The organism is Phycicoccus sp. (assembly GCF_035325325.1).
In the GTDB taxonomy this organism is placed as follows: Bacteria; Actinomycetota; Actinomycetes; order Actinomycetales; family Dermatophilaceae; genus Phycicoccus.
Window position 1 is genome coordinate 1 of record NZ_DAOLAC010000049.1, and the last position, 22,478, is coordinate 22,478.

The following is a 22,478-nucleotide window of genomic DNA, read 5'->3' on the forward strand; positions in this document are numbered from 1 at the left end:
ACACCGCGTCCGGCGCGAGCTGGGTCTCGATCCACCACGGCGGCGGCGTCGGCATCGGTCGCTCGATCCACGCCGGCCAGGTCTGCCTCGCCGACGGCACGCCGCTCGCCGCGGAGAAGCTGGCCCGGGTGCTGACCAACGACCCGGGGATGGGCGTCATCCGCCACGTCGACGCCGGGTACGAGCGGGCCGAGCAGGTCGCGGCCGAGCGTGGCGTCCGCGTGCCGATGCGCGAGGGCTGATCCCGGCCCGACCGCTCAGGGCGCGTCGAGGAACGCGAGCGCTGCGGCGGTGAACCCCTCCGGGTCGTTCTCGTGCACCTCGTGGCCGGTGTCGAGCGTCACCGCCCGGCCGTCGGTGACCGCCGCGACGAGCTCGGCGACGTGCTCGGCGCGCACGAAGCTGGTCGGACCGCCGGCGACGACGAGGACCGGGACGGGCAGGGCCGCGAGCACGGCCGGCCAGTCCGCGGCGGGCGCGTCCCGCCAGTCGAACGGCAGGTCGCCAGGGGGCCGGGTGGGCGGAGCCGGCGTGCGCGGGTGGGGCATCCCGACGTCCTCGAGGACCAGCCGGCGGACCCGGCCGGGCGCCGCCGCGCACACCCGCAGCGCGACGAGGCCACCGAGCGAGTGCCCGACGAGGTCGACGGGCCCGGCGAGCCCGGCCAGCCGGTCGAGCAGCCCCACGACGTCCTCCGCCATCGCCGCGACGGAGTAGCGCCCCGGCCACGCACTGACCCCGTGCCCGCGCAGGTCGACGGCGTACACCGACCGGGTGTGCGCGAGCCGGTCGGCGACGCCGTCCCACGAGGCCGCGGTCAGGCCGGTCCCGGGCAGCAGGACGCACGGCGTCGCGGCCGCGCCGGTGCGCTCCCGGACGACGACGGCGAGCTCCACGTCACCGACCGGGACCCGCCGCACCTCCGCCACGGGACGAGCCTGCGGCCCCCTCGCGCCGAGGGCAACCCCGTTCGCGCTCGGCGCAGCGCCCGACGATGGCGTCGGTCACCGGCCCTTCCCCCGCCCCACCGGGCAGCCCTACCGTGGAGGGGGGCCGCTCGTGCAGGAGGTGGCCGTGGCGACGCAGCCGACGCTCATCCACTCGGTCGTCCGCGCCCTCGGCCTGCTCGACCTCGTCGGAGCCGCGCCCGGGCCGGTCACCGCGAAGCGCCTGGCCCGCCTCGCCGACCTGCCGCTGCCGACGACCTACCACCTGCTGCGCACCCTCGTCCACGAGGGCTACCTCGACCGGGTCGAGGGCGGCTACGTCCTCGGCGACCGCGTCTCTGCGCTCGCCGGGCGCCGCACCCTCCCGGGGCCCGGGGGCCGTGGCCACCGGGTCCTTCGTGCACTCCACGACGAGCTCGGCGCTGCCGCGTACCTCTCGGTGCTCGAGGACGGGCGCGTCCGGCTCGTCGACGTCGCGGACAGCGTGGAGAACCCGCGCACCGACATGTGGGTCGGCTTCGAGGACGCCGCGCACGCGACGGCCCTCGGGAAGGCCGTGCTCGCGGCCCTCCCCGACGACTCGCGTCGCGACTACCTCGCGAGCCACCCGCTCGTCGACCTCACCGCGCGCACGCAGACCAACGGCCGCCGCCTCCTCGAGGAGCTCCGGCACAGTCCGATGCTCACGCGCGACCTGGAGGAGTACGCCGTGGGCACGACCTGCCTCGCCGTGCCGCTGCCGTCGCGGACGGTCACCGGCGCGGTCGCCGTATCCGTCCCGGTCGGCCGGGCCGGCCGGATCGTCGACGGTGAGCGGGCGCTGCGCCGGGCGGCGTTCCTCGTCGCCCTCGCGGCCGACTCCGGGCGCGCTGTCACCATCTGAAAACCCGGCGTGGAGGGGGTGTCCGGGGCGGCTCGACAGTGGAGGGACCAGCCCGTCGAGAGGAGCCCCGATGTCGAGCACCGACTCCGGGCCCGGCGCCGAGGTGCGCCGCGGCCTGTACGAGACCATGGTCCTGTGCCGGACCTACGAGGAGGCGATCCTCCGGGAGTACCACGCCGACAAGGGACCCGGCTTCGACATCGGCAAGGGCCTGGTCCCGGGCGAGATGCACCTCTCGGCCGGCCAGGAGCCGGTGGCCGCGGGCGTCTGCGCGCACCTGACCCGCGACGACGCCGTGACGGCCACCCACCGCCCGCACCACCTCGCCATCGCCCACGGGATGGACCTCGAGGCGATGACGGCGGAGATCTTCGGCCGCGTCGACGGCCTGGGCCGCGGTCGTGGCGGGCACATGCACCTCTTCGACCCGGCGACGCACTTCTCGTGCTCCGGGATCATCGCCGAGGGCTACCCCCCGGCCCTCGGCATGGCCTTCGCCTTCCAGCGGCGGGGGACCGACCGTGTCGCCGTCGCCGTCACGGGTGAGGGCGCGGCCAACCAGGGTGCCTTCCACGAGTCGCTCAACCTCGCGGCCCTGTGGCGGCTGCCGGTCGTCTTCGTCGTCGAGGACAACGACTGGGGCATCTCGGTGCCACGTTCGGCCTCGACCGCGGTGCCGTCGAACGCCACCCGCGCGGCCGCGTACGGCATCCCGGGAGAACGGGTGGAGGACAACGACGTCGACGCCGTGTGGGCCGCCGCCGGCCGTGCCGTCGCCCGGGCCCGGGCCGGTGACGGGCCGAGCCTCCTCGAGGTGCACACCGTGCGCCTCTGGGGCCACTTCGAGGGCGACGCCCAGGGCTACCGGCCCGAGCTGGCCGAGCTGCCCGGGCGCGACCCCATCCCGCGGTACGCCGCCCGGCTCACCGACGCCGGGATCCTCGACGCCGCCGCCATCGACCGGATGAAGGCCGCCGCGAGCGAGCGGGTCGAGGCGGCGGTCGCGTTCGCCAAGGCCAGCGCGCTGCCCGACCCGTCCGACGCCCTCGACTTCGTCTTCGCGTGAGGAGCTGACATGACGATCACCGACACCACCGCCCCGCAGGCCACGCGGCGGCTCAACACCTCGAAGGCGATGGTCGAGGCCATCGCCCAGGAGATGCGCGCGAACCCCGAGGTCTTCTACCTCGGCGAGGACGTCGGGCGCTACGGCGGGATCTTCTCGTCGACGACCGGCCTGCTCGACGAGTTCGGACCGACCCGCGTCATCGACACCCCCATCTCCGAGACCGCGTTCCTCGGCCTCGCGGTCGGTGCCGCGACCGAGGGGATGCGCCCCATCGCCGAGCTGATGTTCGCCGACTTCGTGGGTGTGTGCCTCGACCAGGTCTACAACCACATGGCGAAGATCCACTTCGAGTCCGGCGGCCACGTCCGCGTCCCGATGGTCCTCACGACCGCGGTGGGCGGCGGCTACTCCGACGGCGCCCAGCACTCGCAGACGCTCTGGGGCCTCTTCGCCCACCTGCCCGGCATGAAGGTCGTCGTGCCCGCGCTCCCGGCGGACGCCAAGGGCCTCATGGCCGCGGCCATCCGGGACGACTCGCCCGTCGTCTACATGTTCCACAAGGGCGTCATGGGCCTGCCGTGGATGGCGAAGAACCCGCGGTCGGTCGACGTCGTGCCGGAGGGCGAGTACGTCGTGCCGATCGGCCGGGCCAACGTCGTGCGCGAGGGCACCGACGTCTCGGTCGTCACGATCTCGCTGTCGGTGCACCACGCGCTCGACGTCGCGGAGAAGCTGGCCGGGGAGGGCGTCTCGGTCGAGGTGCTCGACCTGCGCTCGCTCGTCCCGCTCGACCGTGAGGCGATCCTCGCCTCCGTCGCGAAGACCGGGCGGCTCGTCGTCGTCGACGAGGACTACCACTCGTTCGGGATGTCCGGCGAGGTCGTCGCGACCGTCGCCGAGCACGACCCGGGGCTGTTCCGGGTCGCACCGGAGCGGGTCACGCTGCCCGACGTGCCGATCCCGTACGCCCACAGCCTCGAGTACGCGGTGCTGCCGCGGCACGACAGGATCGAGGCCGGCATCCGCGCGGTGCTGCGGTGACCGACGTCCTCTTCCCGGTGATGAGCCGGTCCGACCCGGCCGCCGTCGGCGTCCTCTCGACGTGGTTCGTCGCGGACGGCGAGGTGGTGACCGCGGACCAGCTCGTCGCCGAGGTCCAGATGGACAAGGTCGACCTCGAGGTCACGGCACCGGCGGCCGGGACCATCCGCCTCGCGGTCGCCGAGGGCGAGGAGGTGACCCAGGGCGCGCCGATCGCCGTCATCGGCTGAGCGCCACCGGTGCGGGGCGGCGGGGACCGTCAGCGGGGGTCGGTGACGTCGGCGACGTCCGCGTCGAGCACGGCGACGAGCGCGTCGGCCCCGACGGTCGCCGCGACGCCGTGCGCGCCGGCCCCGATCGAGACGGTCCGGCCGGTGAGCGTCGCGTCGGCGACGACCGGGAGCCGGCGCAGCGACCCGAATGGCGTGATCGTGCCCCGCTCGTAGCCGGTGACCTCGCGCGCCACGGTGGCGTCCGGCATCGAGAGGCGGTTGACGCCGAGGTGGGCGCGCAGCTTCGGCCACGAGATCTCGCGGTCCCCGGGCACGAGGACGAAGAGGTGGTCGTCCTCGCCGCGCCGGACGACGAGCGTCTTGACGATGCCGCCCGGTTCGACGCCGCGCAGCCGCGCGGCCTCCTCGAGCGACCCGACCCGGCCGTGGCTCGTCACCTCGTAGGCGATCCCGGAGGCCGCCAGGGCCCGTCTCGCGCGCTCGGCTCCGTCATCCATCCGCCCAGCGTAGGGCGGGTGCCGCCGGGGGCTCGTCTCGCCCACGGGACAATCACCCTGTTCGCCCCGCCCCGTCACGCCCCGCGACTTGGTTCGATGGGTGCCATGTCCAACAGGTCGGCATCTCCGGGGGCGACGCTCGCCTTCCGACGGATGTGGGCCGATCTCGAGGAGGTCGGCCTCGACGGCAGTAGCGGCGGCTACCGCCGGTACGCCTGGACCCGCACCGACCACGACCTGCGCGAGTGGTTCACCGGGGAGGCGACGGCCCGCGGACTCGACGTCACGACCGACCGGATGGGCAACCAGTGGGCCTGGTGGGGCGACGCCGACGCCGCTGCCCGGGCCGGCGACCCCGGACTCGTCATCGGCTCGCACCTCGACTCGGTGCCCGACGGCGGCGCCTTCGACGGCCCGCTCGGGGTGGTCAGTGCCCTCGCCGCAGTGGACTCCCTGCGCGAGAGGGGGTTCCAGCCCTCCCGCCCGGTCGGTGTGGTCAACTTCGCCGACGAGGAGGGCTCGAGGTTCGGCGTCGCGTGCGCGGGCTCCCGGGTCATCACCGGCGCCATGACGGCCGACCGCGCCCGTGGCCTCAAGGACGTCGACGGCGTGACGATGGCCGAGGCCATCCACCGGGCCGGGCGCGACCCGGGGCACCTCGGGCGCGACGACGAGACCCTCGCGCGGATCGGCACCTACGTCGAGCTGCACGTCGAGCAGGGCCGGGCCCTCGACCACCTCGGGCACGCCGTCGGGGTCGGCAGCGACATCTGGCCGCACGGCCGCTGGCGGATCGACGTCCCCGGCCAGGCCAACCACGCCGGCACCACCGCCCTCGACCAGCGCGAGGACGCGATGCTCGGGCTGGCCGCCGCCGTCATCGCCGCCCGCCGCTCGGCCGAGGAGCACGCGTGCCTCGCCACGGTCGGCAAGGTCGAGATCACCCCGGGCGCCGTCAACGCCATCCCCAGCTGCGCCACGGCGTGGCTCGACGCCCGGGGACCGGACCCCGAGGCCGTCCGGCGGGTCGTCTCCGACGTGCGTGACGTCGTCGCCGACTTCGACGCCCTCGTCACCGAGGAGTCCTGGACCCCCACCACCGCCTTCGACGCCGACCTCACCCGGCGGCTCGCGACCCTCCTCGGGGGAGCGCCGGTCATCGCCACGGGCGCCGGTCACGACGCCGGCATCCTCGCCAACGCCGGCATCAGCACCTCGATGCTGTTCGTGCGCAACCCGACCGGGGTCAGCCACAGCCCCGACGAGTGGGCCTCGGCCGACGACTGCCTCGCCGGGGTGGCCGCGCTCGCCGACGTCGTCATCGACCTCACCGGGCCGCACGCTGGATGACCACGTACTGGTGCGAGCACGCGGTGCTCCCCGGGGGCGCGCGGCGCCACGTCCGGGTCGTCACGGAGCGCGGCCGCGTCGTCGAGGTCCTCGCCGAGGTGCCGATCGAGCCGGGCGACACCCTGCTGCGCGGGCTCGTCGTGCCGGGGTTCGCGAACGCGCACAGCCACGTCTTCCACCGCGCCCTGCGCGGGCGCACGCACGGCGAGGGCGGCAACTTCTGGACCTGGCGCGAGGGGATGTACGCCCTCGCGGGCCGCCTCGACCCGGACGGCTACCGCGCCCTCGCGACGGCGGTGTTCGCCGAGATGGTCCTCGCCGGGTACACGGTCGTCGGTGAGTTCCACTACCTCCACCACGGAGCGGGCGGCGTGCCGTACGACGACCCCAACGCGATGGGCACCGCGCTCGTCGACGCGGCCCGGGCCGCGGGCATCCGGCTCACCCTCCTCGACACCGTCTACCTCGCGGGCGGGCTGACCGGCTCCGGCCACCTGCCGCTCGACACGGTCCAGCAACGGTTCTCCGACGGGTCGGCGGAGGCGTGGCAGGCGCGGGTCGCCGCCCTGCGGCCGGACGAGCACTGGCGGGTCGGTGCGGCGGTGCACTCGGTCCGGGCCGTGCCCTGCGACAACCTCGCGCTCGTCGGCGACGCCGCGGAGCGCGCCCAGTGGCCGCTCCACGCGCACGTGTCCGAGCAGCCGGGGGAGAACCTCGCCTGCGAGTCGTTCTACGGCCGCACCCCGACCCGGCTGCTCGCCGACGAGGGGCTGCTCACGGCCTCGGCGTCGCTCGTCCACGCGACGCACCTCACCGACGACGACATCGCCCTCGTCGGCGGCGCCCAGGCTTCGGCCGTCTTCTGCCCGACGACCGAGCGCGACCTCGCCGACGGGATCGGCCCGGCCCGCGCGCTGGCCGACGCCGGCGCGCACCTCGCCGTCGGCTCGGACCAGCACGCCGTCGTCGACCCGTTCGAGGAGGTCCGCGGCGTCGAGATGCACGAGCGGCTCACGACCCTCGAACGGGGCCGCTTCGCCCCGGCCGACCTGCTCGCGATGGGCACCCTCGACGGCTACCGCTCGCTCGGCTGGAGTGACGGCGGCCTCCTCGCCGGCGGTTGGCTCGCCGACCTCGTCGCGATCCGCACCGACAGCCCGCGCACCGCCGGCTGCGCCACCGACCAGCTCCTCTACGCCGCCACCTCCGCCGACGTCACCGACGTCGTCGTCGGGGGTGAGCACGTCGTCGAGGACGGCCGGCACCGCCTCGGCGACGTGGGACGGATGCTCGCCGAGTCGATCGCGGTGGCCCGGCGATGACCACCGTTGCCGCCGTGGGTGGTTCGCACCTCGTCACCGGCATCGGGCAGCTCGTCACGTGCGCCGGGCCGGACGGCGACCTGCCGGTGTCGGAGCGCGCGGTGCCGGCCGAGCAGCGGCTGGGGGTGCGCGAGCGGGCGGCGGTCGTCGTCGAGGACGGCCTCGTGGCCTGGGTCGGTCCGGCCTCCGCCGCGCCCGCCACGGACGAGGTGACCGACGTCGGCGGCCGGGCCGTCGTCCCGGGCTTCGTCGACAGCCACAGCCACCTCGTGTACGCCGGGGACCGCTCGGCCGAGTTCACCGCCCGGATGGCCGGCGAGCCGTACGACGGCGGCGGCATCGGGGTGTCCGTCGCCGCGACCCGGGCCGCCTCCGACGACGAGCTGCGCCGTCTCCTGGCCGCTCGGGTGGCCGAGGCCCGCGCGCTCGGGACGACGACGCTCGAGGTCAAGGGCGGCTACGGGCTGACCGTCGAGGACGAGGCCCGGGCCCTGCGCCTCGCCCGCGAGGTGACGCCCGAGACCACCTTCCTCGGCGCGCACGTCGTCCCGCCCGAGGCGCGCGAGGACCGGGCCGGCTACCTCCGTCTCGTCACCGGTCCGATGCTCGCGGCCTGCGCGCCGCACGCCCGGTGGGTCGACGTCTTCTGCGAGCCGAACAGCCCGCACGCGTTCACCGGCGAGGAGGCGCGGGTCGTGCTCGAGGCCGGCCGGGACGCCGGACTCGGGCTCCGGGTGCACGGCAACCAGCTGGGTCCGGGGCCGGGCGCGCGGCTCGCCGTCGAGCTCGGGGCGGCGAGCGTCGACCACTGCACCTTCCTCGACGACGCCGACGTCGCCGCGCTCGCGGACGCCGCAGACGTCACCGTCGCGACCCTCCTGCCGGGGGTCGAGTTCTCCACCCGCATGCCGTACCCCGACGCCCGCCGGCTGCTCGACGCCGGAGTGTCCGTCGCCCTGGCCTCCGACTGCAACCCGGGCACCTGCAACACCGCATCGATGCCGTTCGTCGTCGCGTTGGCCGTCCGCGAGCTGCGGATGACCGCCGCCGAGGCGCTCGTCGCGGCGACCGTCGGCGGGGCCCGCGCCCTGCGCCGCGACGACGTCGGCCGGGTGGCCGTCGGCGCGCGGGCCGACCTCGTCGTCCTCGAGGCGCCCGGCCACGAGCACCTCGCCTACCGGCCGGGCATGCCGATCGCCCGTGCGCTCGACCTCGGCTGAGCCGGGCTCAGACCGGCTCGGTGCGGATCTCCTGCGGCAGGTGCCCGGCCGACCGGCGGTAGTAGGCCGCCGCCTGGCGCTCGGCCACGGTGCGGGCGGCGCCGACGGCGATGCCGAGGATCGCGGCATAGGCGATGGCCTTGACGATCGGCGCGTCCGGGTTCTTCGGGTTCACCTCGTCCTGGCCGGCCTTGGCCCACACGGCGTCGACGAGCTTGGTGGCGACGATGCCGGCGACGATCGGGCCGCCGGTGCCGAGGATCTTCCAGGCGAGCTTTCCCACGATGTCTCCTCCGGGTCGGGTCGGAACGGAACGGAACGGGCGGGTGGGGATGGTCCGGGCCTACCCCCGATGGCGTCTCGCCACACTAACGCGGGCGGCGGTATGCTCGGCACGTCCAACGACAGGGGAGCGCCCAGGCGCTGAGAGTGCGGTTCGCCGCAGACCCTCGAACCTGATCCGGTTAGCACCGGCGAAGGGAGTCGGGAATCTCAGGCGTGCTCCGTCGTCGCTCGGCCCACCCGGGTCGCGTGCCGGCGGGTCACGCATCCCCGAGGTCGACACCGACCACGGGAAGAAGCACCGCACATGGCCACCACCACCACCGAGGCGCCGACCCGGCGCTCGATCACCGCGACCCGCCCGCTGCTGGGCTGGCGGACCGTCGACATCCTCACGATCACCTTCCTCGGCGCCGCCTTCGGCATCGTCTTCTGGGGCTGGGCCTTCGCCTACGACCCCCTGAGCAAGGCCGTCTCCGTCGCCTACGTCCCGCTGAGCGGCCTCTTCGCGGGGACCTGGTTCCTCGCGGGGGTCGTCGGCGGGCTCGTCGTGCGCCGGCCCGGCGCGGCGTTCCTCTGCGAGGTCGTCGCGGCGCTCGTCTCGATGCTGCCCGGCACGCAGTGGGGCGCGACGACGCTCATGAGCGGCATCCTCCAGGGCCTCGGCGCCGAGCTCGCCTTCGCCCTGCTCGGCTACCGGTACTACCGCCCGCTCGCGGCGGTCCTCGCCGGCGTCCTCGCCGTGCCGCTCGAGTGGCTCTTCGAGACCTTCAGCGTCCCGGCGTCGTGGACCGACGTGCCGCTGCTCGGTGACCTCACGGGCGGCGGCGCCTGGTACGCCGAGCTCCTGCCGCGCGACAAGGTCGCCTACCTCGGGGCGCTCGTCGTCTCCGGGGCCCTGCTCGCCGGCGTCGTCGGCTGGCTGCTGACCCGTGCCCTCGCCCGGGCCGGCGCGCTCTCGGCGTTCCCCGCGGGCCAGGAGGTCCGGGAGGCCGGCGCTGTCTGAGCGGATGGCCACCGCGCGGCTCGGCCTCGTCGAGGTCGAGGACCTCACGTGGCGTCCCTACGGGCGCCGCGAGCCGGTGCTGCGCGAGGTGCGCCTCACCCTCCGGCCCGGCGAGCGCGTCCTGCTCGCCGGGCCGTCGGGGGCGGGCAAGTCGACCCTCCTGCGGGCGCTCACCGGGCTGCTCGGCAGCGCCGAGGCGGGCGAGCTGACCGGAAGCGTGACCCTCGACGGGGCCCCGCCCGGCTCACGTCCCGGGGCGACCGGGCTCGTCCTCCAGGAACCGGGCAGTGGGGTCGTCGCGGCGACCGTCGGCCGCGACGTCGCGTTCGGGCTGGAGAACGTGGGCGCCCCCCGGGAGCTGATGCCCGACCGCGTCACCGCCGCCCTCGCCGCGGCCGGCCTCGGCGACCTCCCGCTCGACACCCCGACCTCGGCCCTGTCCGGCGGGCAGACCCAGCGGCTCGCGCTCGCCGGGACGCTGGCCCTCGACCCCTCGCTCGTGCTCCTCGACGAGCCGACCGCGATGCTCGACCCGGCCTCGGCAGGCGAGGTGCGCGCCGCGGTCGCCGGGATGCTCGACCGCGAGCCGCGCACGCTCGTCGTCGTCGAGCACGTCCTCGGCCCGTGGGTCGAGCTCGTCGACCGCCTCGTCGTGCTGTCCGCCGACGGCCGGGTCGTCGCCGACGGCGCGGTCGGCGAGGTGCTCGACCGCGAGCACGACCGGCTGCTGCGGATGGGGATCTGGGTGCCCGGTGCCCCGGACCCCGTCGCGGTGACGCTCGACCCCCTCCTCGTCGCTCCGCGGCCGGAGCGGGACACGGGCCCCGCCCTGACGGCGTCGCCGATGGGTGTCACCCGGACCACCCGGCTCCTCGACGGGAGCCGCCGCACCGCGGTCGCCGCGGAGCTCGACCGGGTCCTCGTCGCGGAGCCCGGGTCGCTCTCGGTCCTCGTCGGCCCGAGCGGCTCGGGCAAGTCGACCCTCCTCCACGCGCTAGCCGGCTTCCTCGACCCCGAGCCCGCGGACGCCGTCCGGCTCGGGACCGGCCCCGGCGCCGACGACCCGCACGACCTCGAGCCCGCCGCTCTCGCCCGGGCGCTCGCGTGGGTGCCGCAGTGGGCGAGCTCGACCATCGTCGCGGGCACCGTCCTCGACGAGGTCCTCGCGACCACCCGGGCGACCGGCGCGGCCGGACCCGACGACGTGGACCGCGCCCGACGGATGCTCGACGCGCTCGGCCTCGGCCACCTCGAGGGCGCCGACCCCCGGGAACTCTCCGGCGGCGAGCAGCGGCGGCTCGCGGTCCTGGCCGCCCTGCACCACGGCCCACCGCTGGTCCTCGCCGACGAGCCGACGATCGGGCAGGACCGGCACACGTGGGCCGCCGTCGTCGGGCTCGTCGCGGCCTACCGCGCGTCGGGCGGGGCGGTGGTCGCGGCGACCCACGACGCGGCGGTCGTCGCGCGCGCCGACGCCGTGCACGAGGTGCGAGAACCGTTGCGGAACATGCAGATCCCCCAGCCCTCGCGAACCCCGCTCGTCGCCCGGTGCGGACCCCTCGCCCTTCTCGCGGGCGCGGCCCTCGCCGTGCCGGCCGGCGTCGTGTCCCCGCACTGGAGCACCTCGCTCGCCGTCCTCGCGGTCGAGGTCGTCCTCGCGGTGGTCGGGCTCTCGGCACCGGGCCAGGGGGCCGCACCGCAGCACCGTCTCCGCGGCGTGCTGCTGCGCCTCGTCCCGGGAACGCTCGCCGCCCTGAGCGTCGGCTGGTCGACGTGGTGGCTCGCCGGGCACGACGTCGACACCGCGCTCACGGTCGCGCTCCGGGTGCTCGTCATCGTCCTGCCCTCCGCCGTGCTCCTGCCGTGGCTCGACCCCGACCGGCTCGGCGACCACCTCGCGCAGCGGCTCGGCCTGCCCGACCGCCCCGTCGTGGCGACCGCCGCCGCGATCCAGCGGGTGCACACCTTCGGCGAGGTGTGGACCGAGATCGGCCGGGCCCGGCGGGTGCGCGGCCTCGGGGTCTCGTGGCGGCATCCGGTCGGGGTCGTCCGCCACCTCGGGTCGCTGACCCTCGGGCTGCTCGTCCGCACCCTGCGCGCGGCGGCCGAGCTCGCCGTCGCGATGGACGCGCGCGGCTTCGCCACCGCCCAGCGCCGCTCGTGGTGGTCGCCGGCCCCGTGGCGGCTGCGCGACACGGTGCTCGTCGTGCTCTCCGTCGCGCCGCTCGCCACCGCCCTGCTCGCCCGCTGACGGTGGTCCCCGACGGGCTCCCGGGCCGGGACGTCGGTGGTCGCGGGCATACTGGTGGATCGTGTCCGCCGACCCCGTGACGACCCCCGACGCGCGGGTCCGCATCCCCCGTGAGATCTGGGTCCTCGTCGCCGCCGGCTTCGTCATCGCCCTCGGCTTCGGCCTCATCACCCCGGTCCTGCCGACGTTCGCGCAGAGCTTCGGCGTCGGGGCGACCGCGAGCAGCGTGGTCGTCAGCGCCTTCGCCTTCTTCCGGCTCGTCTTCGCGCCGGCCGGCGGGCGGCTCATCGGTCGGCTCGGCGAGCGGCCGGTCTACCTCACCGGCCTCGTCATCGTCGCGATCTCCACCGGGGCCACCGCCTTCGCCGGCTCGTACTGGCAGCTGCTGGTGTTCCGCGGGCTCGGGGGCATCGGCTCGGTGATGTTCACCGTCTCCGCCGTCGCGCTCATCGTCCGGCTCGCGCCACCGTCGATCCGGGCCCGGGTGTCCTCCGCCTACGCCTCGGCTTTCCTCATCGGCGGCGTCGGCGGGCCCGTCGTCGGCGGCCTGCTCGGGGGGCTCGGGCTGCGGGTCCCCTTCCTCGTCTACGCCGGCGCCCTCCTCGTCGCCGCCGCCATCGTCTTCGTCTTCCTCAAGGACGCCTCGCTGCGCCCCGCCGAGGGCACCCCGGTGCTGCCGATGATGACCGTGCGCGACGGCTGGCGCGACAGCGCCTACCGGGCCGCCGTGGCCTCCGCGTTCGCCAACGGGTGGGGCAACTTCGGGGTGCGCAACGCGATCCTGCCGCTCTTCGCGGCGGTCGTCATCGTCGACCAGAGCCTCGACCCCGCCACGCGTGAGACCCACCAGTCGCTCGTCGCCGGGACGGCCCTGGCCGTGTTCGCCGCGGGCAACGCCGTCGGCCTGACGATCGCCGGGCGCACCTCCGACCGGATGGGCCGCAAGCCGTTCATCGTCGGTGGGCTGCTCGTCTCCGGCGTCGCCACGCTCGGCACCGGCCTGGCGACCAACCTGCCGCTGCTCGTCGCCTTCTCCGTGGTCGCCGGGCTGGGCGCGGGGGCGCTCAACCCGGCCCAGCAGGCATCCCTCGCCGACGTCGTCGGCCGCGAGCGCAACGGCGGCCCGGCCCTCGCGGCCTTCCAGATGGCCCAGGACACCGGGGCCATCATCGGCCCGGTCGTCGCGGGGACGATGGTCGACCACGGCAGCTTCGGGCTGGCCTTCGCGGTCACCGGGGCGATCACCCTGGCGGCGGCGCTGCCGTGGGCGAGGGCGCGCGAGACCCACCCCGTGCGGCACCGCCACGACGTCGCCGCGGACGGCGCGTCGCGAGGTGGGCACGACCTGGAGCGTGGTGGATGATGGACCGGATGAGCACGCAGCCCGGCGACCCGCGCGCCACGACGACCACCGAGCACCCTCACGCGCTGGCCGAGCAGGCGGCCGAGCTCGCCGTTCCGCCCACGAGCGGGCGTCCTGATCTCGCCTTCACCAGCTACCTGCGCATCGGGGCCATCGTGTCGGTGGTGCTCATCCACGTCGCCGGCCTGAGCTACGTCGCGGACAAGGACGTCACCTCGGTCCCCAGGGCTTTCGCGTCGATCTTCACCTACGGCACGAAGTGGGCGGTGCCGGTCTTCGTCATGGTCAGCGGGGCGCTCCTCCTGCGCCCACCTCGCGACCCCCGCCCCAGCACGTTCTACCGTCGTCGCCTCGCCAAGATCGGTGTTCCGCTCGTCGTCTGGCACGTCGTCTACATCGCGATCTTCGCCGTCATCCTCACCGAGCTCGCCTGGCGACCGACCGTGGGGCGCTTCCTCAAGGGCCAGTCGTTCACGGCGCTGTACTTCTTCTGGCTCATCCTCGGTCTCTACCTCATCACCCCGCTGCTCTGGCCCGTGGTGCAGTCGCTCTCCCGGCGCGTGCTCCTCGTCGTGGCCGTCGCCCTGACCGCCCTGCCGCCGGTCGACCTGGTCTCCCGGCGGGTCATCGTCGAGCTCGGCATCCGGGTCTCCGGTTCGGATCTCACGCTCGTCACCCAGTTCCTGCCGTACGTCGGCTTCTACGTGCTCGGGTACGCGCTGCGCGACCTCGTCCTGCGCGGGGCCGCCAAGGTCCTCGTGATGGTCGGGACGGCACTGCTGTGCCTCGAGCTGGTCGTGCAGGCTGCGTTCCTCCCGGCGGTCGGCGGTCACCTCAACGGGTACCTCCAGGCGTTGTCGCCCGTCAGCTACCAAGGGCCCCTTCTCGGCCTGTGCGCGGTCGGGGTGTTCCTGTCCGCCCACGCGGTCGTCGCCCCGGGATCGCGGTGGGCCACGGAGCCGTGGGCCGGACGCGCCCGGACACTCGGCGACCTGACCTTCGGGGTGTTCTGCGTCCACCAGGTCCTGTCGTTCGCGTACTCCCGTCTCACCGGGCACCGCACGTTCTACGGCGAGCCGACGATCCCCGGCATCGTCGTCCAGAACCTGCTCGTCATCGTCGGCTCGTTCCTCCTCACCGCGATGCTGGTCCGCGTCCCCGTTCTGCGTCGCATCGTCTGAGGCGTCTCGGCGGGAACCGCGTCGTCGGGAACCGCGTTGACCACGGGCACCCGTCCCGCGACCGGAGGTCCGTCATCAGCACCCAGCCCGTCACGACGTCCGCCCTCGACGAGCTCGACCGCCAGGTCGAGACCCTCCTCGACCTCGGCTACCCCGCCCTCGCGGGCCGGTCCGCGGAGGCCTTCACCGCCGCGCTCGCCCCGCTGCGCGAGCTCGCGGCCGGCCTCGGGGAGCTCGCCCCGGTCGCCGCCGGTCGCGCGCCGCTCGTCCTCGTCGTCACCCGTGAGCTGGTCGACCCGCACGACACCGTGCCCCTCCTGCGGCTCGCGCCGCGCGGCTCCCGGCCCGGAGTCGTCGACCGCAACCACGGGGAGGAGGGCCTCGCGCCCTACCGGCCGATCGCCGAGGTCACGCTCCCACGACCCGACGCCTACCTCCTCCTCGACGTCGACCGCGGCCAGGAGTTCCGCGGCGTGCGCCCGGAGGAGGCCCTGCCGGTGGTCCTCGGCCGGGGGGCGCACGCCCCTGACCGTCGAGGAGGGGGTCGCCGTCGTCACCCACGCGCCGAGGCTGCTCGAGAAGAACCGCTGCTTCATCTCTCCGGCTCGCGTCGCGGGGACCGGCGGGTCCCGGCGATGTGGATCAGCGAGCGGGCGCCGAAGCTCGGCTGGTGCTGGGACGGCAACCCGCACACCTGGCTCGGGGTGGCGTCGGTCGGCGCGCGGATCGGCTGACCGGCTAGTCGACCGGGGCCTCCTCGACGACGCGAGGCATCACCCACGAGGCGAGCAGCATCGTCACCGACACCGCGGCCGCCGCGACGAACACCGCGCCGAGGGCGGGGCCGAGCACGCCGGCCGGGAGCGACTCGAGGTCGGTGGGCGTGCCCCCGAGCCGGTCCCGGACGACGGTGTTCGCGACCGCGCCGAAGGCGGCGACACCGACCGCGCTGCCGACCGACCGCGCGAAGATCGACGCGCTCGTCGCCACGCCGCGCCGGTGCCACGGGACCGCCGACTGCGCCGCGACGAGGGAGGGGCTGGCGACGTACCCGAAGCCGAGGCCGAGGACGAGGCAGGCGCCGGCGAGCAGCCACACCGAGCTGTGCGGACCGACGGTCAGCAGCAGCCCCGAGCCGACGACGGCGAACAGCGAGCCGATGAGCATCGTCGTCCGGAAGCCGAGCCGCAGGTAGAGCCGGCCCGCGGTCGAGGCGGCGACCGGCCAGCCGATGGTCATCGCGGCGAGGGCGAACCCGGCGACGATGGCCCCGGTGCCGAGGACCCCCTGCGCGTAGAGGGGCACGTACGAGGTGAGCCCGAGGAGCATGACGCCGACGACGAGCGAGACGAGCATGGCCCCGCCAACGACGCGGTGGCCGAAGACCCAGAGCGGGAGGACCGGCTCGGGCGCGCGCCGCTCGACGGCGACGAACCCGGCGAGCAGCACCGCGGCCGTGACGAAGAGCGCGACGCTCACCGGCGAGCCCCACGACCAGAGGACGCCCCCCTCGAGGAGCCCGACGAGCAGGGCGACCGTGCCGAGGAGCAGGAGCACCGTTCCCGCGTAGTCGATGCGGGGCCGGGCCGCGGCGGGCCGCGGACGCTCGGTGAAGCGGCGCCACAGCATCCAGCCGGCGACCGCGCCGAGCGGCAGGTTGACGAAGAAGATCCAGCGCCAGGACAGCGCCTCGGAGAAGAAGCCGCCGAGCGTCGGTCCGACGAGCGAGGAGATCGCCCACACCGAGGCGATGTAGCCCTGGACGGTGGCCCGCTCCGCGACCGTGTAGATGTCGCCGACGATGGTCATCCCGATCGGCTGGATGGCCCCGGCGCCCAGGCCCTGGACCGCCCGGAAGGCGATGAGCGCCCCCATGGACCAGGCCAGGCCGCAGAGCAGCGACCCGAGCACGAAGAGCGCGACGCCGACGAGCATGACGTTCTTGCGGCCCAGGAGGTCGGCGACCTTGCCGTACAACGGGACCGACACCGCCTGGGCCAGCACGTACACGGAGAAGAGCCACGGGAACTGGGAGAGGCCGCCGAGGTCGCGGACGACCGCGGGGACGGCGGTGGCGAGGATGGTGGCGTCGATGGCGACGAGGCCGGTCGCGAGCATCACCGAGAGCAGGACGGGGCCGCGCTCGGAGCGCAGGCCGACGGCGGCCCGCGGGACCCGGGCGGTGGTGGGGGACGTCACCGCAGGGCCAACTCCGGCGGCGGCGTCCTGATTCCGCGGCGTCCGGACCGCGGGACGGCCGGGCGGTCCGGGCACCGCCGGGTGAGCCGGCTACCAGCTCGTCTCGACGCAGGAGCGGGTGCCGCGCGGCTCGACCTGGAGGGTCGCGTGGTCGATGCCGAAGCCGTCGCGCAGGCGGGCGCCGGCCTCCTCGAGGACGGCGCCGGGGTCGGCGCCGTCGGCGCAGACGACGTGCGCGGTCGCGACGTGCATCCCCGAGGTGAGGGTCCACAGGTGGAGGTCGTGCACGTCGACGACGTCGGTGACCGCGCGCAGGGCCGCCTCCGCCTCGTCGGGGTGGATGCCCGCGGGGGCGTGCTGGCCCAGCACGGCGACGACCTCGCGGCCCAGCAGCACCGCGCGGACGGCGACGAAGAGGGCGATGGCCAGGGCGACGGCGGTGTCCCAGAACGGGTTCCCGGTGGCGCCGACGAGGATGCCGGCGACGACGACGCCGACGGACCCGACGGTGTCGGCGACGACCTCCAGGTAGGCCCCCTTGACGTTGAGGCTCTCCGAGGCCCCGCCGCGCAGCAGGAGGAGGGCCGCGACGTTGACGACCAGACCGAGGCCGCCGACGACGACCATCGCGCCGGTGGCGACCTCTGGCTCGGCACCGAGCCGGCCGAGCGCCTCGACGACGATGTACACCGAGACGCCGAGCATGAGGAGCACCGCGAGGCCCGACGCGAACACCTCCGCGCGGTAGGACCCGAAGGTGCGCCGGCCGGTGGCGTCCGGGCGGGTCGCGATGCGGGTGGCGACGAGGGCGGCCCCGAGCGCCACGACGTCGGCGGCCATGTGCCCCGCGTCGCTGAGCAGCGCGAGCGACCCGGCGACGAGGCCGGCGACGAGCTCGACGACGAAGAAGGCCGCGATGAGCCCGAAGGCCACCCGCAGTCGCCAGCGGTGGGCTCCGCCGGCGTGCCTCGACGGGCCGTGCGCGTGGCCGTGCCCGGCTCCCATCCGCGCTCTCCTCCCGGGTCGTCGTCCTCGTCGACGACGCTACCTCGCGCTACCGTGCCGCCGTGAGCGCCCCGCTGACCGATGTCGAGCACCGCGTGCTGGCCGCTCTCGACGAGGACGAGCTCGTCTCCGGCCTCGTCACGCTCGTCCGGGTGCCGAGCGTCACCGGCTCGCCCGCCGAGGGCGAGGTGCAGCACCTCCTCGCCGGATGGTTCGCGCGGGCCGGCCTCGAGGTGGACCTGTGGAGCGAGGACCTCGACGCGCTCGCTGCCGTCCCGGGCTTCCCCGGGACCGAGGCGCCGCGCACCGAGGCGTGGGGGCTCGTCGGTACCTCGCCGGGCGAGGGCGCCCCCGGCCTCGTCCTCAACGGGCACGTCGACGTCGTGCCGGTCGGCGACCGCTCCGCCTGGCGGCACGACCCGTTCGGGGCGGTCCTCGAGGGTGGGCGGCTGCACGGGCGGGGCGCCTGCGACATGAAGGCCGGCGTCGCGGTCAACCTCGCCGTCGCCCGCGCGCTGCACCGGTCCGGGGTCCGGCTAGAGCGCAGGCTCGCGCTGCACTCGGTCGTCGGTGAGGAGGACGGGGGCCTCGGAGCCTTCGCGACCCTCCGGCGCGGGCACACCGGCGACGTCGCGGTCGTCACCGAACCGACCGGCGGCCGGCTGCTCACCGCCAACGCCGGCGCCCTGACCTTCCGGATCGAGGTGCCCGGGCGGGCCACCCACGGCAGCACCCGGCTCGACGGGGTCTCCGCGATCGACGCGTTCGCCGTCGTGCAGGCCGCGCTGCGTGACCTCGAGGCCGCCCGCAACGCCGCGCCCGACCCGCTCTTCGACGGCACCCCGCTGCCCTACGGCATCTCGGTCGGCACGCTTGTCGCGGGGGACTGGGCCAGCTCGGTGCCCGACCTCCTCGTCGCCGAGGGCCGGATGGGTGTCGTGCTCGGTGAGGACCCAGCCGCCTGCCGGGCAGCGCTCGAGGAGGCCGTCGCCGCGGCCGCCCAGGCCGACCCCTGGCTCGCCGACCATCCGCCGCGGGTCTCCTGGCCGGGCGGTCGGTTCGCGTCGGGGCGGCTGCCCGCGGGGCACCCCCTGGCCGCCGAGGTCGCCGACGCCGTCGAGGCGGTCGGCGGCGTGCGTCCGGCGGTGGCGGGTGCGCCGTACGGGTCCGACCTGAGGCTCTACGCCGACGCCGGCGTCCCCACGCTGCAGTACGGGCCCGGTGACGTGCGGCTCGCGCACTCCGCGCAGGAGTCCGTCGAGCTCGCCGAGGTCGTCGCCGTCGCCCGGGCGCTCGCCGTGCTCGCCGCCCGTCGCCTCGGCGCGCACTGACGGCCACCGCGCCTCCCGCGGCGGGGATGGAAGAGTGGGGGGATGAGCCACGCCGAGGTGACGATCGACGGACTGCCCGAGCACTACGCCACCCGCCGACCGGAGGTGGACGACGCGGCCGCCGTGGCGGCGCTCCTCGCCGAGCACCAGGCGGCGGCCAAGGGGACCTCGGGCGTCGACCCGGAGGCGGTGCTCGTCCAGCTCGCCGGGACCGGGTCCTGGACGCGGCGGCAGGTGCTCGTCCACGACCCGGACGGCCGGCTGCTCGCGTGGCTCTCCGTCCACGACCGGGCCGCCGGTCGCACGCTCGTCGAGGTCACCGTCTCGCCGGCGCTGGACGCCGACGAGTCCACCACGATCGCCGGCCACCTCTTCGCGGCCGGCGAGCGCCACGCCCGCGACATCGGCCGGATGCGCGGCCTGCGCACCTCCCTCCTCGACTCCGGCGCCTACGCCGACGACCGGCGCCAGCAGGCCTGGCTCGAGGCTGCGGGGTACCGACAGACCCGTACCTGGCTGCAGATGACCCGCCCGGTGTCGTCGGACGAGGCCTCCGGCCTCCCGGCGCCGCGCGAGGGCGTCGTCGTGCGGCCGGTCGACCGGCACGACGACGGCCTCCCCGTCGCGCAGGACCTCCAGGCGGTGCACCGCGTCCTCGAGGAGTCCTTCCAGGACCACTTCAGCTCCTACCGCGAGAGCTTCCCCGAGTTCGTCATGCGCCTGCGCGAGGACCCGGGCCACCGGTGGGACCACTGGTGGCTGGCGACCGTCGAGACCGACGAGGGCCCGGTCCCGGCCGGTGCGGTCGTCTCGTCGGTGCTGCGTCCGGACGCCGACGGCATCCCCGGCAGCTACGTCGACTACATCGGGGTGCACCGCCGCGCGCGCGGCCGCGGGGTCGCGAAGGCGCTGCTGCACACCGTGATCGCCGATGCCGCGCGCCGGGGGCGCAACCGGGTCGGCCTCGAGGTCGACGCCGACAGCCCGACCGGCGCCGACGGCCTCTACGAGTCGATGGGCTGGGTCACCGACTACCGCACGCAGTCCTGGCACCAGGACCTCGACCTCTGAGGCCGGCGGCGCGCGAGGTCAGCGCGCGATGTCGACGATGAGCCGACTCGGGTTCGTCGCCGTCGACACCTTGAAGGGCCGCTGCTCGCCGTGGAGCCCGATGAAGGCCTGCCCGACGCCCTCGAAACCGCCCCAGAGGGCGTCGGCCACGGCGATGCCGGTCCCGCGGAGTGTCTCGGGGAGCGGGTCGTCGGCGGTGGGCGCGGACTCGCCGGGGATGCCGAGGGAGGTGACGAGCACCTCGAGCCACACGTCCCCGGCGACGGCGACGGGCGCGCCGGACCCGTCACCGATCGGGCGGTCGACGTAGTGCACCCGGTAGTTCGGGGCGTCGGGCCCGGTGAACTCGTAGACGACCCGGTCGTACCCCTCGTGCCGGCCGACGCGGGACTCGCGGCCGACACCGAGGTCCGGCCCGAGCGCCGGCCAGCCGGGGCTGGCCTGCTCCGCCATCGAGAACCCGGCCGGGACCGTGGGGGACGGGGACGTCGGGGACGTCGTGGAGGGCGACGGGCTGGGAGAGGCGCTGCCGGCCGTCGTGGACGGCGAGGGGTCGGGTGCCGGCCCGGGCGACTCCTTCCCGCTGCACGCCGCCGTCGTGGCGAGAGCAGCCGTCGCCACCAGGGCGAGGAGGGTCCGGACGGTCCGAGGGGTCGTTGTCATGGTCTCTCCCTTCAGGCACCACATCGTCGACGACGACAGGGTCCACCGGTGGGACGTGGCGCGGCGGAGTGGCGTTCCGGGCGCTCAGCGCACGACGCTGTGGGCTCCGTCACGCGGCACGCTGGTGATGTTGCGGACCCTCGGGCCCTCCGGCGCGACGGCCTCGACCTCGTGGGCCGTCAGCACCTCGCGGAGCACGGCGACCGCCTCCATCAGCGAGAAGCTCGCGCCGAGGCAGCGCCGGACCCCGCCCCCGAAGGGGATCCAGGTGTTCGGGGCCGGCTGTCCGCCGACGAACCGGGCCGGGTCGAACGCCTCGGGCCGGGGATGGCTCGCGGGGCGGCGGTGGGCGAGGATGATCGACGCGGCGACCGTCGTGCCCGCCGGCAGGTCGACCCCACCGAGCGTCGCCGGGCGGCGCAGGACGCGCACGACCATCGGGATGACCGGGTGGAGGCGCATCGCCTCCTTGACGAGTACCTCGAGGTACGCGTCGTCACCCGAGCGCGCGGCCGCGCGGGCCCGCTCGCGCAGCGCCGGGTCGAGGCCCACCTCGTGGAGGGTCCAGGCCAGCGCCGTCGCCGTCGTCTCGTGGCCGGCGAGCAGGAGGGTGACGAGCTGGTCGCGCAGCTCGGCGTCGTCGAGCCGCTCGCCGTGGTCCTCGACCCGGACCAGGGTGGAGAGGACGTCGGAGCGCGTCGCGAGGTCCGGCGAGCGGCGGCGTTCGGCGATCTCGGCGTAGAGGAGGGCGTCGAGGGCCGCGGTGTTCTCGACCGCCCTGCGCCACATCCCGACTCGCCGCAGCCGGGGGACCGCCCAGCCGAGGAGGACGAGCGGGCTCACCTCGACGAGGTCGCGGACCAGCGGGCGCAGGCGAGCCAGCCGGGCCTCGTCGGTCACCCCGAAGACGACCCGGAGGATCACCTCGAGGGTCAGCGCGTTCATCCGGTCGAGCATCCGGAAGGGGACGCCGGGGACCCACGACCCGACCTCGGTCCTGGCCAGCCCCGTGACGAGGTCGGCGTAGCCGCGCAGGGCCCGGCCCGAGAACGCCGGCGTGAGCAGGGCCCGGGCCCGGCGGTGCTCGGCGCCGTCGACGAGGAGGACGGAGTGCTCGCCCATGACCGGGCCGAGGATGGCGTTCGCCTCGCCGGCGTGGAAGACCTCGGGGTCGCCGGCGAAGATCTCGCGCACGGTGGCCGGCTCGCTGAACAGGACGATGTTCCGGGTGCTCGGGAACAGCCGCACCGTGAAGCCCTCGCCGTAGCGGGCGTGCAGCCACGGCACCCAGCGGTGGCGGAAGCGCATCATCCCGATGCTCTGGACGATCCGCGGCAGCCGCGGACCGGGGGGCAGCAGCGACGGGTCGGCCGGCGGGGTGCGGCGCCGCGCCGTCGGCCCGGTGCGCTCGAGGCGCGGTCGCGCGGCGGCCCCGACCTCGGTCTCGTCCATGCCCGCGCCTCCTCGTGCGCCGAGCGTAGCCCCCGGGTGCCGTGACGGTCCCGATCCCGGACGTACCCTGACCGCATGGGACGACGGGTCGCGCTGGCGCTCGGCGCCGGCG

The 22,478-nt window shown here is 75.4% G+C and carries 21 protein-coding genes, 1 pseudogene and 1 riboswitch; of the genes and pseudogenes, 15 read left to right on the forward strand and 7 right to left on the reverse strand.

All coding sequences use genetic code 11. The features are described 5' to 3' along the window. Positions 1-242 (forward strand): annotated as a pseudogene (locus tag PKA89_RS18875) (urocanate hydratase); the annotation flags it as partial. 15 nt (positions 243-257) lie between these two features. Here PKA89_RS18875 and PKA89_RS18880 read toward each other — a convergent pair. Beyond that, entirely contained in the window at positions 258-929 is a 672-nt protein-coding gene (locus PKA89_RS18880) for an alpha/beta fold hydrolase (protein WP_324422152.1), read from the reverse strand. Positions 930-1,074: 145 nt separating this feature from the next. On the opposite strand from PKA89_RS18880, the gene PKA89_RS18885 reads away from it, so the two are divergent. From PKA89_RS18885 to PKA89_RS18900, 4 genes are all read left to right on the forward strand, one after another. Next, on the forward strand, positions 1,075-1,830 hold the full coding sequence (locus PKA89_RS18885; RefSeq protein ID WP_324422154.1) for an IclR family transcriptional regulator C-terminal domain-containing protein: 756 nt from the start codon (positions 1,075-1,077) through the stop codon (positions 1,828-1,830). A gap of 70 nt (positions 1,831-1,900) precedes the next feature. Next, a complete protein-coding gene (locus PKA89_RS18890) occupies positions 1,901-2,896 on the forward strand; it encodes a thiamine pyrophosphate-dependent dehydrogenase E1 component subunit alpha (protein WP_324422156.1) in 996 nt (331 codons plus the stop codon). Between the two features lie 9 nt (positions 2,897-2,905). Next, on the forward strand, positions 2,906-3,940 hold the full coding sequence (locus tag PKA89_RS18895) for an alpha-ketoacid dehydrogenase subunit beta (protein ID WP_324422158.1): 1,035 nt from the start codon (positions 2,906-2,908) through the stop codon (positions 3,938-3,940). Continuing rightward, a complete protein-coding gene (locus PKA89_RS18900) occupies positions 3,937-4,170 on the forward strand; it encodes a lipoyl domain-containing protein (protein WP_324422160.1) in 234 nt (77 codons plus the stop codon). The genes PKA89_RS18895 and PKA89_RS18900 overlap by 4 nt, the downstream gene beginning before the upstream one ends. A gap of 29 nt (positions 4,171-4,199) precedes the next feature. On the opposite strand, the gene PKA89_RS18905 is transcribed toward PKA89_RS18900, so the two are convergent. Beyond that, positions 4,200-4,670, reverse strand: a complete 471-nt coding sequence (locus PKA89_RS18905; protein ID WP_324422162.1) for a YbaK/EbsC family protein — start codon at positions 4,668-4,670, stop codon at positions 4,200-4,202. Between the two features lie 105 nt (positions 4,671-4,775). Between PKA89_RS18905 and PKA89_RS18910 the strand changes: the two genes are divergently transcribed. From PKA89_RS18910 to hutI, 3 genes are read left to right on the forward strand one after another with little or no spacing between them, the layout of a single operon-like run. Then, positions 4,776-6,020 (forward strand): allantoate amidohydrolase, encoded by a 1,245-nt coding sequence (locus PKA89_RS18910; RefSeq protein WP_324422164.1) that lies wholly within the window; start codon positions 4,776-4,778, stop codon positions 6,018-6,020. Continuing rightward, positions 6,017-7,342 carry a formimidoylglutamate deiminase gene (locus tag PKA89_RS18915; RefSeq protein ID WP_324422166.1) on the forward strand — a complete coding sequence of 442 codons (1,326 nt, stop codon included), beginning with the start codon at positions 6,017-6,019 and terminating at the stop codon, positions 7,340-7,342. The genes PKA89_RS18910 and PKA89_RS18915 overlap by 4 nt, the downstream gene beginning before the upstream one ends. A gap of 14 nt (positions 7,343-7,356) precedes the next feature. Then, positions 7,357-8,562: an imidazolonepropionase gene (gene hutI, locus PKA89_RS18920; RefSeq protein WP_324422168.1), complete on the forward strand. Its 1,206-nt coding sequence runs from the start codon at positions 7,357-7,359 to the stop codon at positions 8,560-8,562. A gap of 7 nt (positions 8,563-8,569) precedes the next feature. Here the strand turns inward: hutI and PKA89_RS18925 are convergent, their stop codons facing one another. After that, positions 8,570-8,845, reverse strand: coding sequence for a DUF4235 domain-containing protein (locus tag PKA89_RS18925; RefSeq protein ID WP_324422170.1), 276 nt, complete (start codon positions 8,843-8,845; stop codon positions 8,570-8,572). Positions 8,846-8,958: 113 nt separating this feature from the next. Continuing rightward, positions 8,959-9,061, forward strand: a riboswitch (TPP riboswitch). A 90-nt stretch (positions 9,062-9,151) separates the two neighbouring features. Here PKA89_RS18925 and PKA89_RS18930 point away from each other — a divergent pair. The 5 genes from PKA89_RS18930 to PKA89_RS18950 all read left to right on the forward strand — a co-directional run bounded on the left by PKA89_RS18930 (position 9,152) and on the right by PKA89_RS18950 (position 15,379). Beyond that, complete coding sequence (locus tag PKA89_RS18930; RefSeq protein ID WP_324422172.1) at positions 9,152-9,850, forward strand: ECF transporter S component; 699 nt, start codon at positions 9,152-9,154, stop codon at positions 9,848-9,850. Between the two features lie 4 nt (positions 9,851-9,854). Beyond that, entirely contained in the window at positions 9,855-12,101 is a 2,247-nt protein-coding gene (locus tag PKA89_RS18935) for an ATP-binding cassette domain-containing protein (protein WP_324422174.1), read from the forward strand. A 61-nt stretch (positions 12,102-12,162) separates the two neighbouring features. After that, the gene (locus tag PKA89_RS18940) at positions 12,163-13,464 is read left to right on the forward strand and encodes an MFS transporter (protein WP_324422176.1); all 1,302 of its coding nucleotides are present in this window, start codon (positions 12,163-12,165) and stop codon (positions 13,462-13,464) included. 8 nt (positions 13,465-13,472) lie between these two features. Beyond that, a complete protein-coding gene (locus PKA89_RS18945; protein ID WP_324422178.1) occupies positions 13,473-14,645 on the forward strand; it encodes an acyltransferase family protein in 1,173 nt (390 codons plus the stop codon). Positions 14,646-14,719: 74 nt separating this feature from the next. Continuing rightward, positions 14,720-15,379 (forward strand): DUF5701 family protein, encoded by a 660-nt coding sequence (locus PKA89_RS18950; RefSeq protein ID WP_324422192.1) that lies wholly within the window; start codon positions 14,720-14,722, stop codon positions 15,377-15,379. 4 nt (positions 15,380-15,383) lie between these two features. Here the strand turns inward: PKA89_RS18950 and PKA89_RS18955 are convergent, their stop codons facing one another. Beyond that, positions 15,384-16,844: an MDR family MFS transporter gene (locus tag PKA89_RS18955; protein WP_324422180.1), complete on the reverse strand. Its 1,461-nt coding sequence runs from the start codon at positions 16,842-16,844 to the stop codon at positions 15,384-15,386. Between the two features lie 90 nt (positions 16,845-16,934). After that, positions 16,935-17,849, reverse strand: coding sequence for a cation diffusion facilitator family transporter (locus PKA89_RS18960; protein WP_324422182.1), 915 nt, complete (start codon positions 17,847-17,849; stop codon positions 16,935-16,937). Between the two features lie 62 nt (positions 17,850-17,911). Between PKA89_RS18960 and PKA89_RS18965 the strand changes: the two genes are divergently transcribed. Together PKA89_RS18965 and PKA89_RS18970 are read left to right on the forward strand one after the other, a co-directional pair. Continuing rightward, the gene (locus PKA89_RS18965) at positions 17,912-19,180 is read left to right on the forward strand and encodes an ArgE/DapE family deacylase (RefSeq protein WP_324422184.1); all 1,269 of its coding nucleotides are present in this window, start codon (positions 17,912-17,914) and stop codon (positions 19,178-19,180) included. A gap of 42 nt (positions 19,181-19,222) precedes the next feature. After that, positions 19,223-20,251, forward strand: coding sequence for a GNAT family N-acetyltransferase (locus tag PKA89_RS18970; RefSeq protein ID WP_324422186.1), 1,029 nt, complete (start codon positions 19,223-19,225; stop codon positions 20,249-20,251). Between the two features lie 18 nt (positions 20,252-20,269). On the opposite strand, the gene PKA89_RS18975 is transcribed toward PKA89_RS18970, so the two are convergent. Together PKA89_RS18975 and PKA89_RS18980 are read right to left on the reverse strand one after the other, a co-directional pair. Then, entirely contained in the window at positions 20,270-20,914 is a 645-nt protein-coding gene (locus PKA89_RS18975) for a hypothetical protein (protein ID WP_324422188.1), read from the reverse strand. Between the two features lie 84 nt (positions 20,915-20,998). Then, positions 20,999-22,366 (reverse strand): cytochrome P450, encoded by a 1,368-nt coding sequence (locus PKA89_RS18980; RefSeq protein ID WP_324422190.1) that lies wholly within the window; start codon positions 22,364-22,366, stop codon positions 20,999-21,001. Positions 22,367-22,478 lie beyond the last annotated feature (112 nt).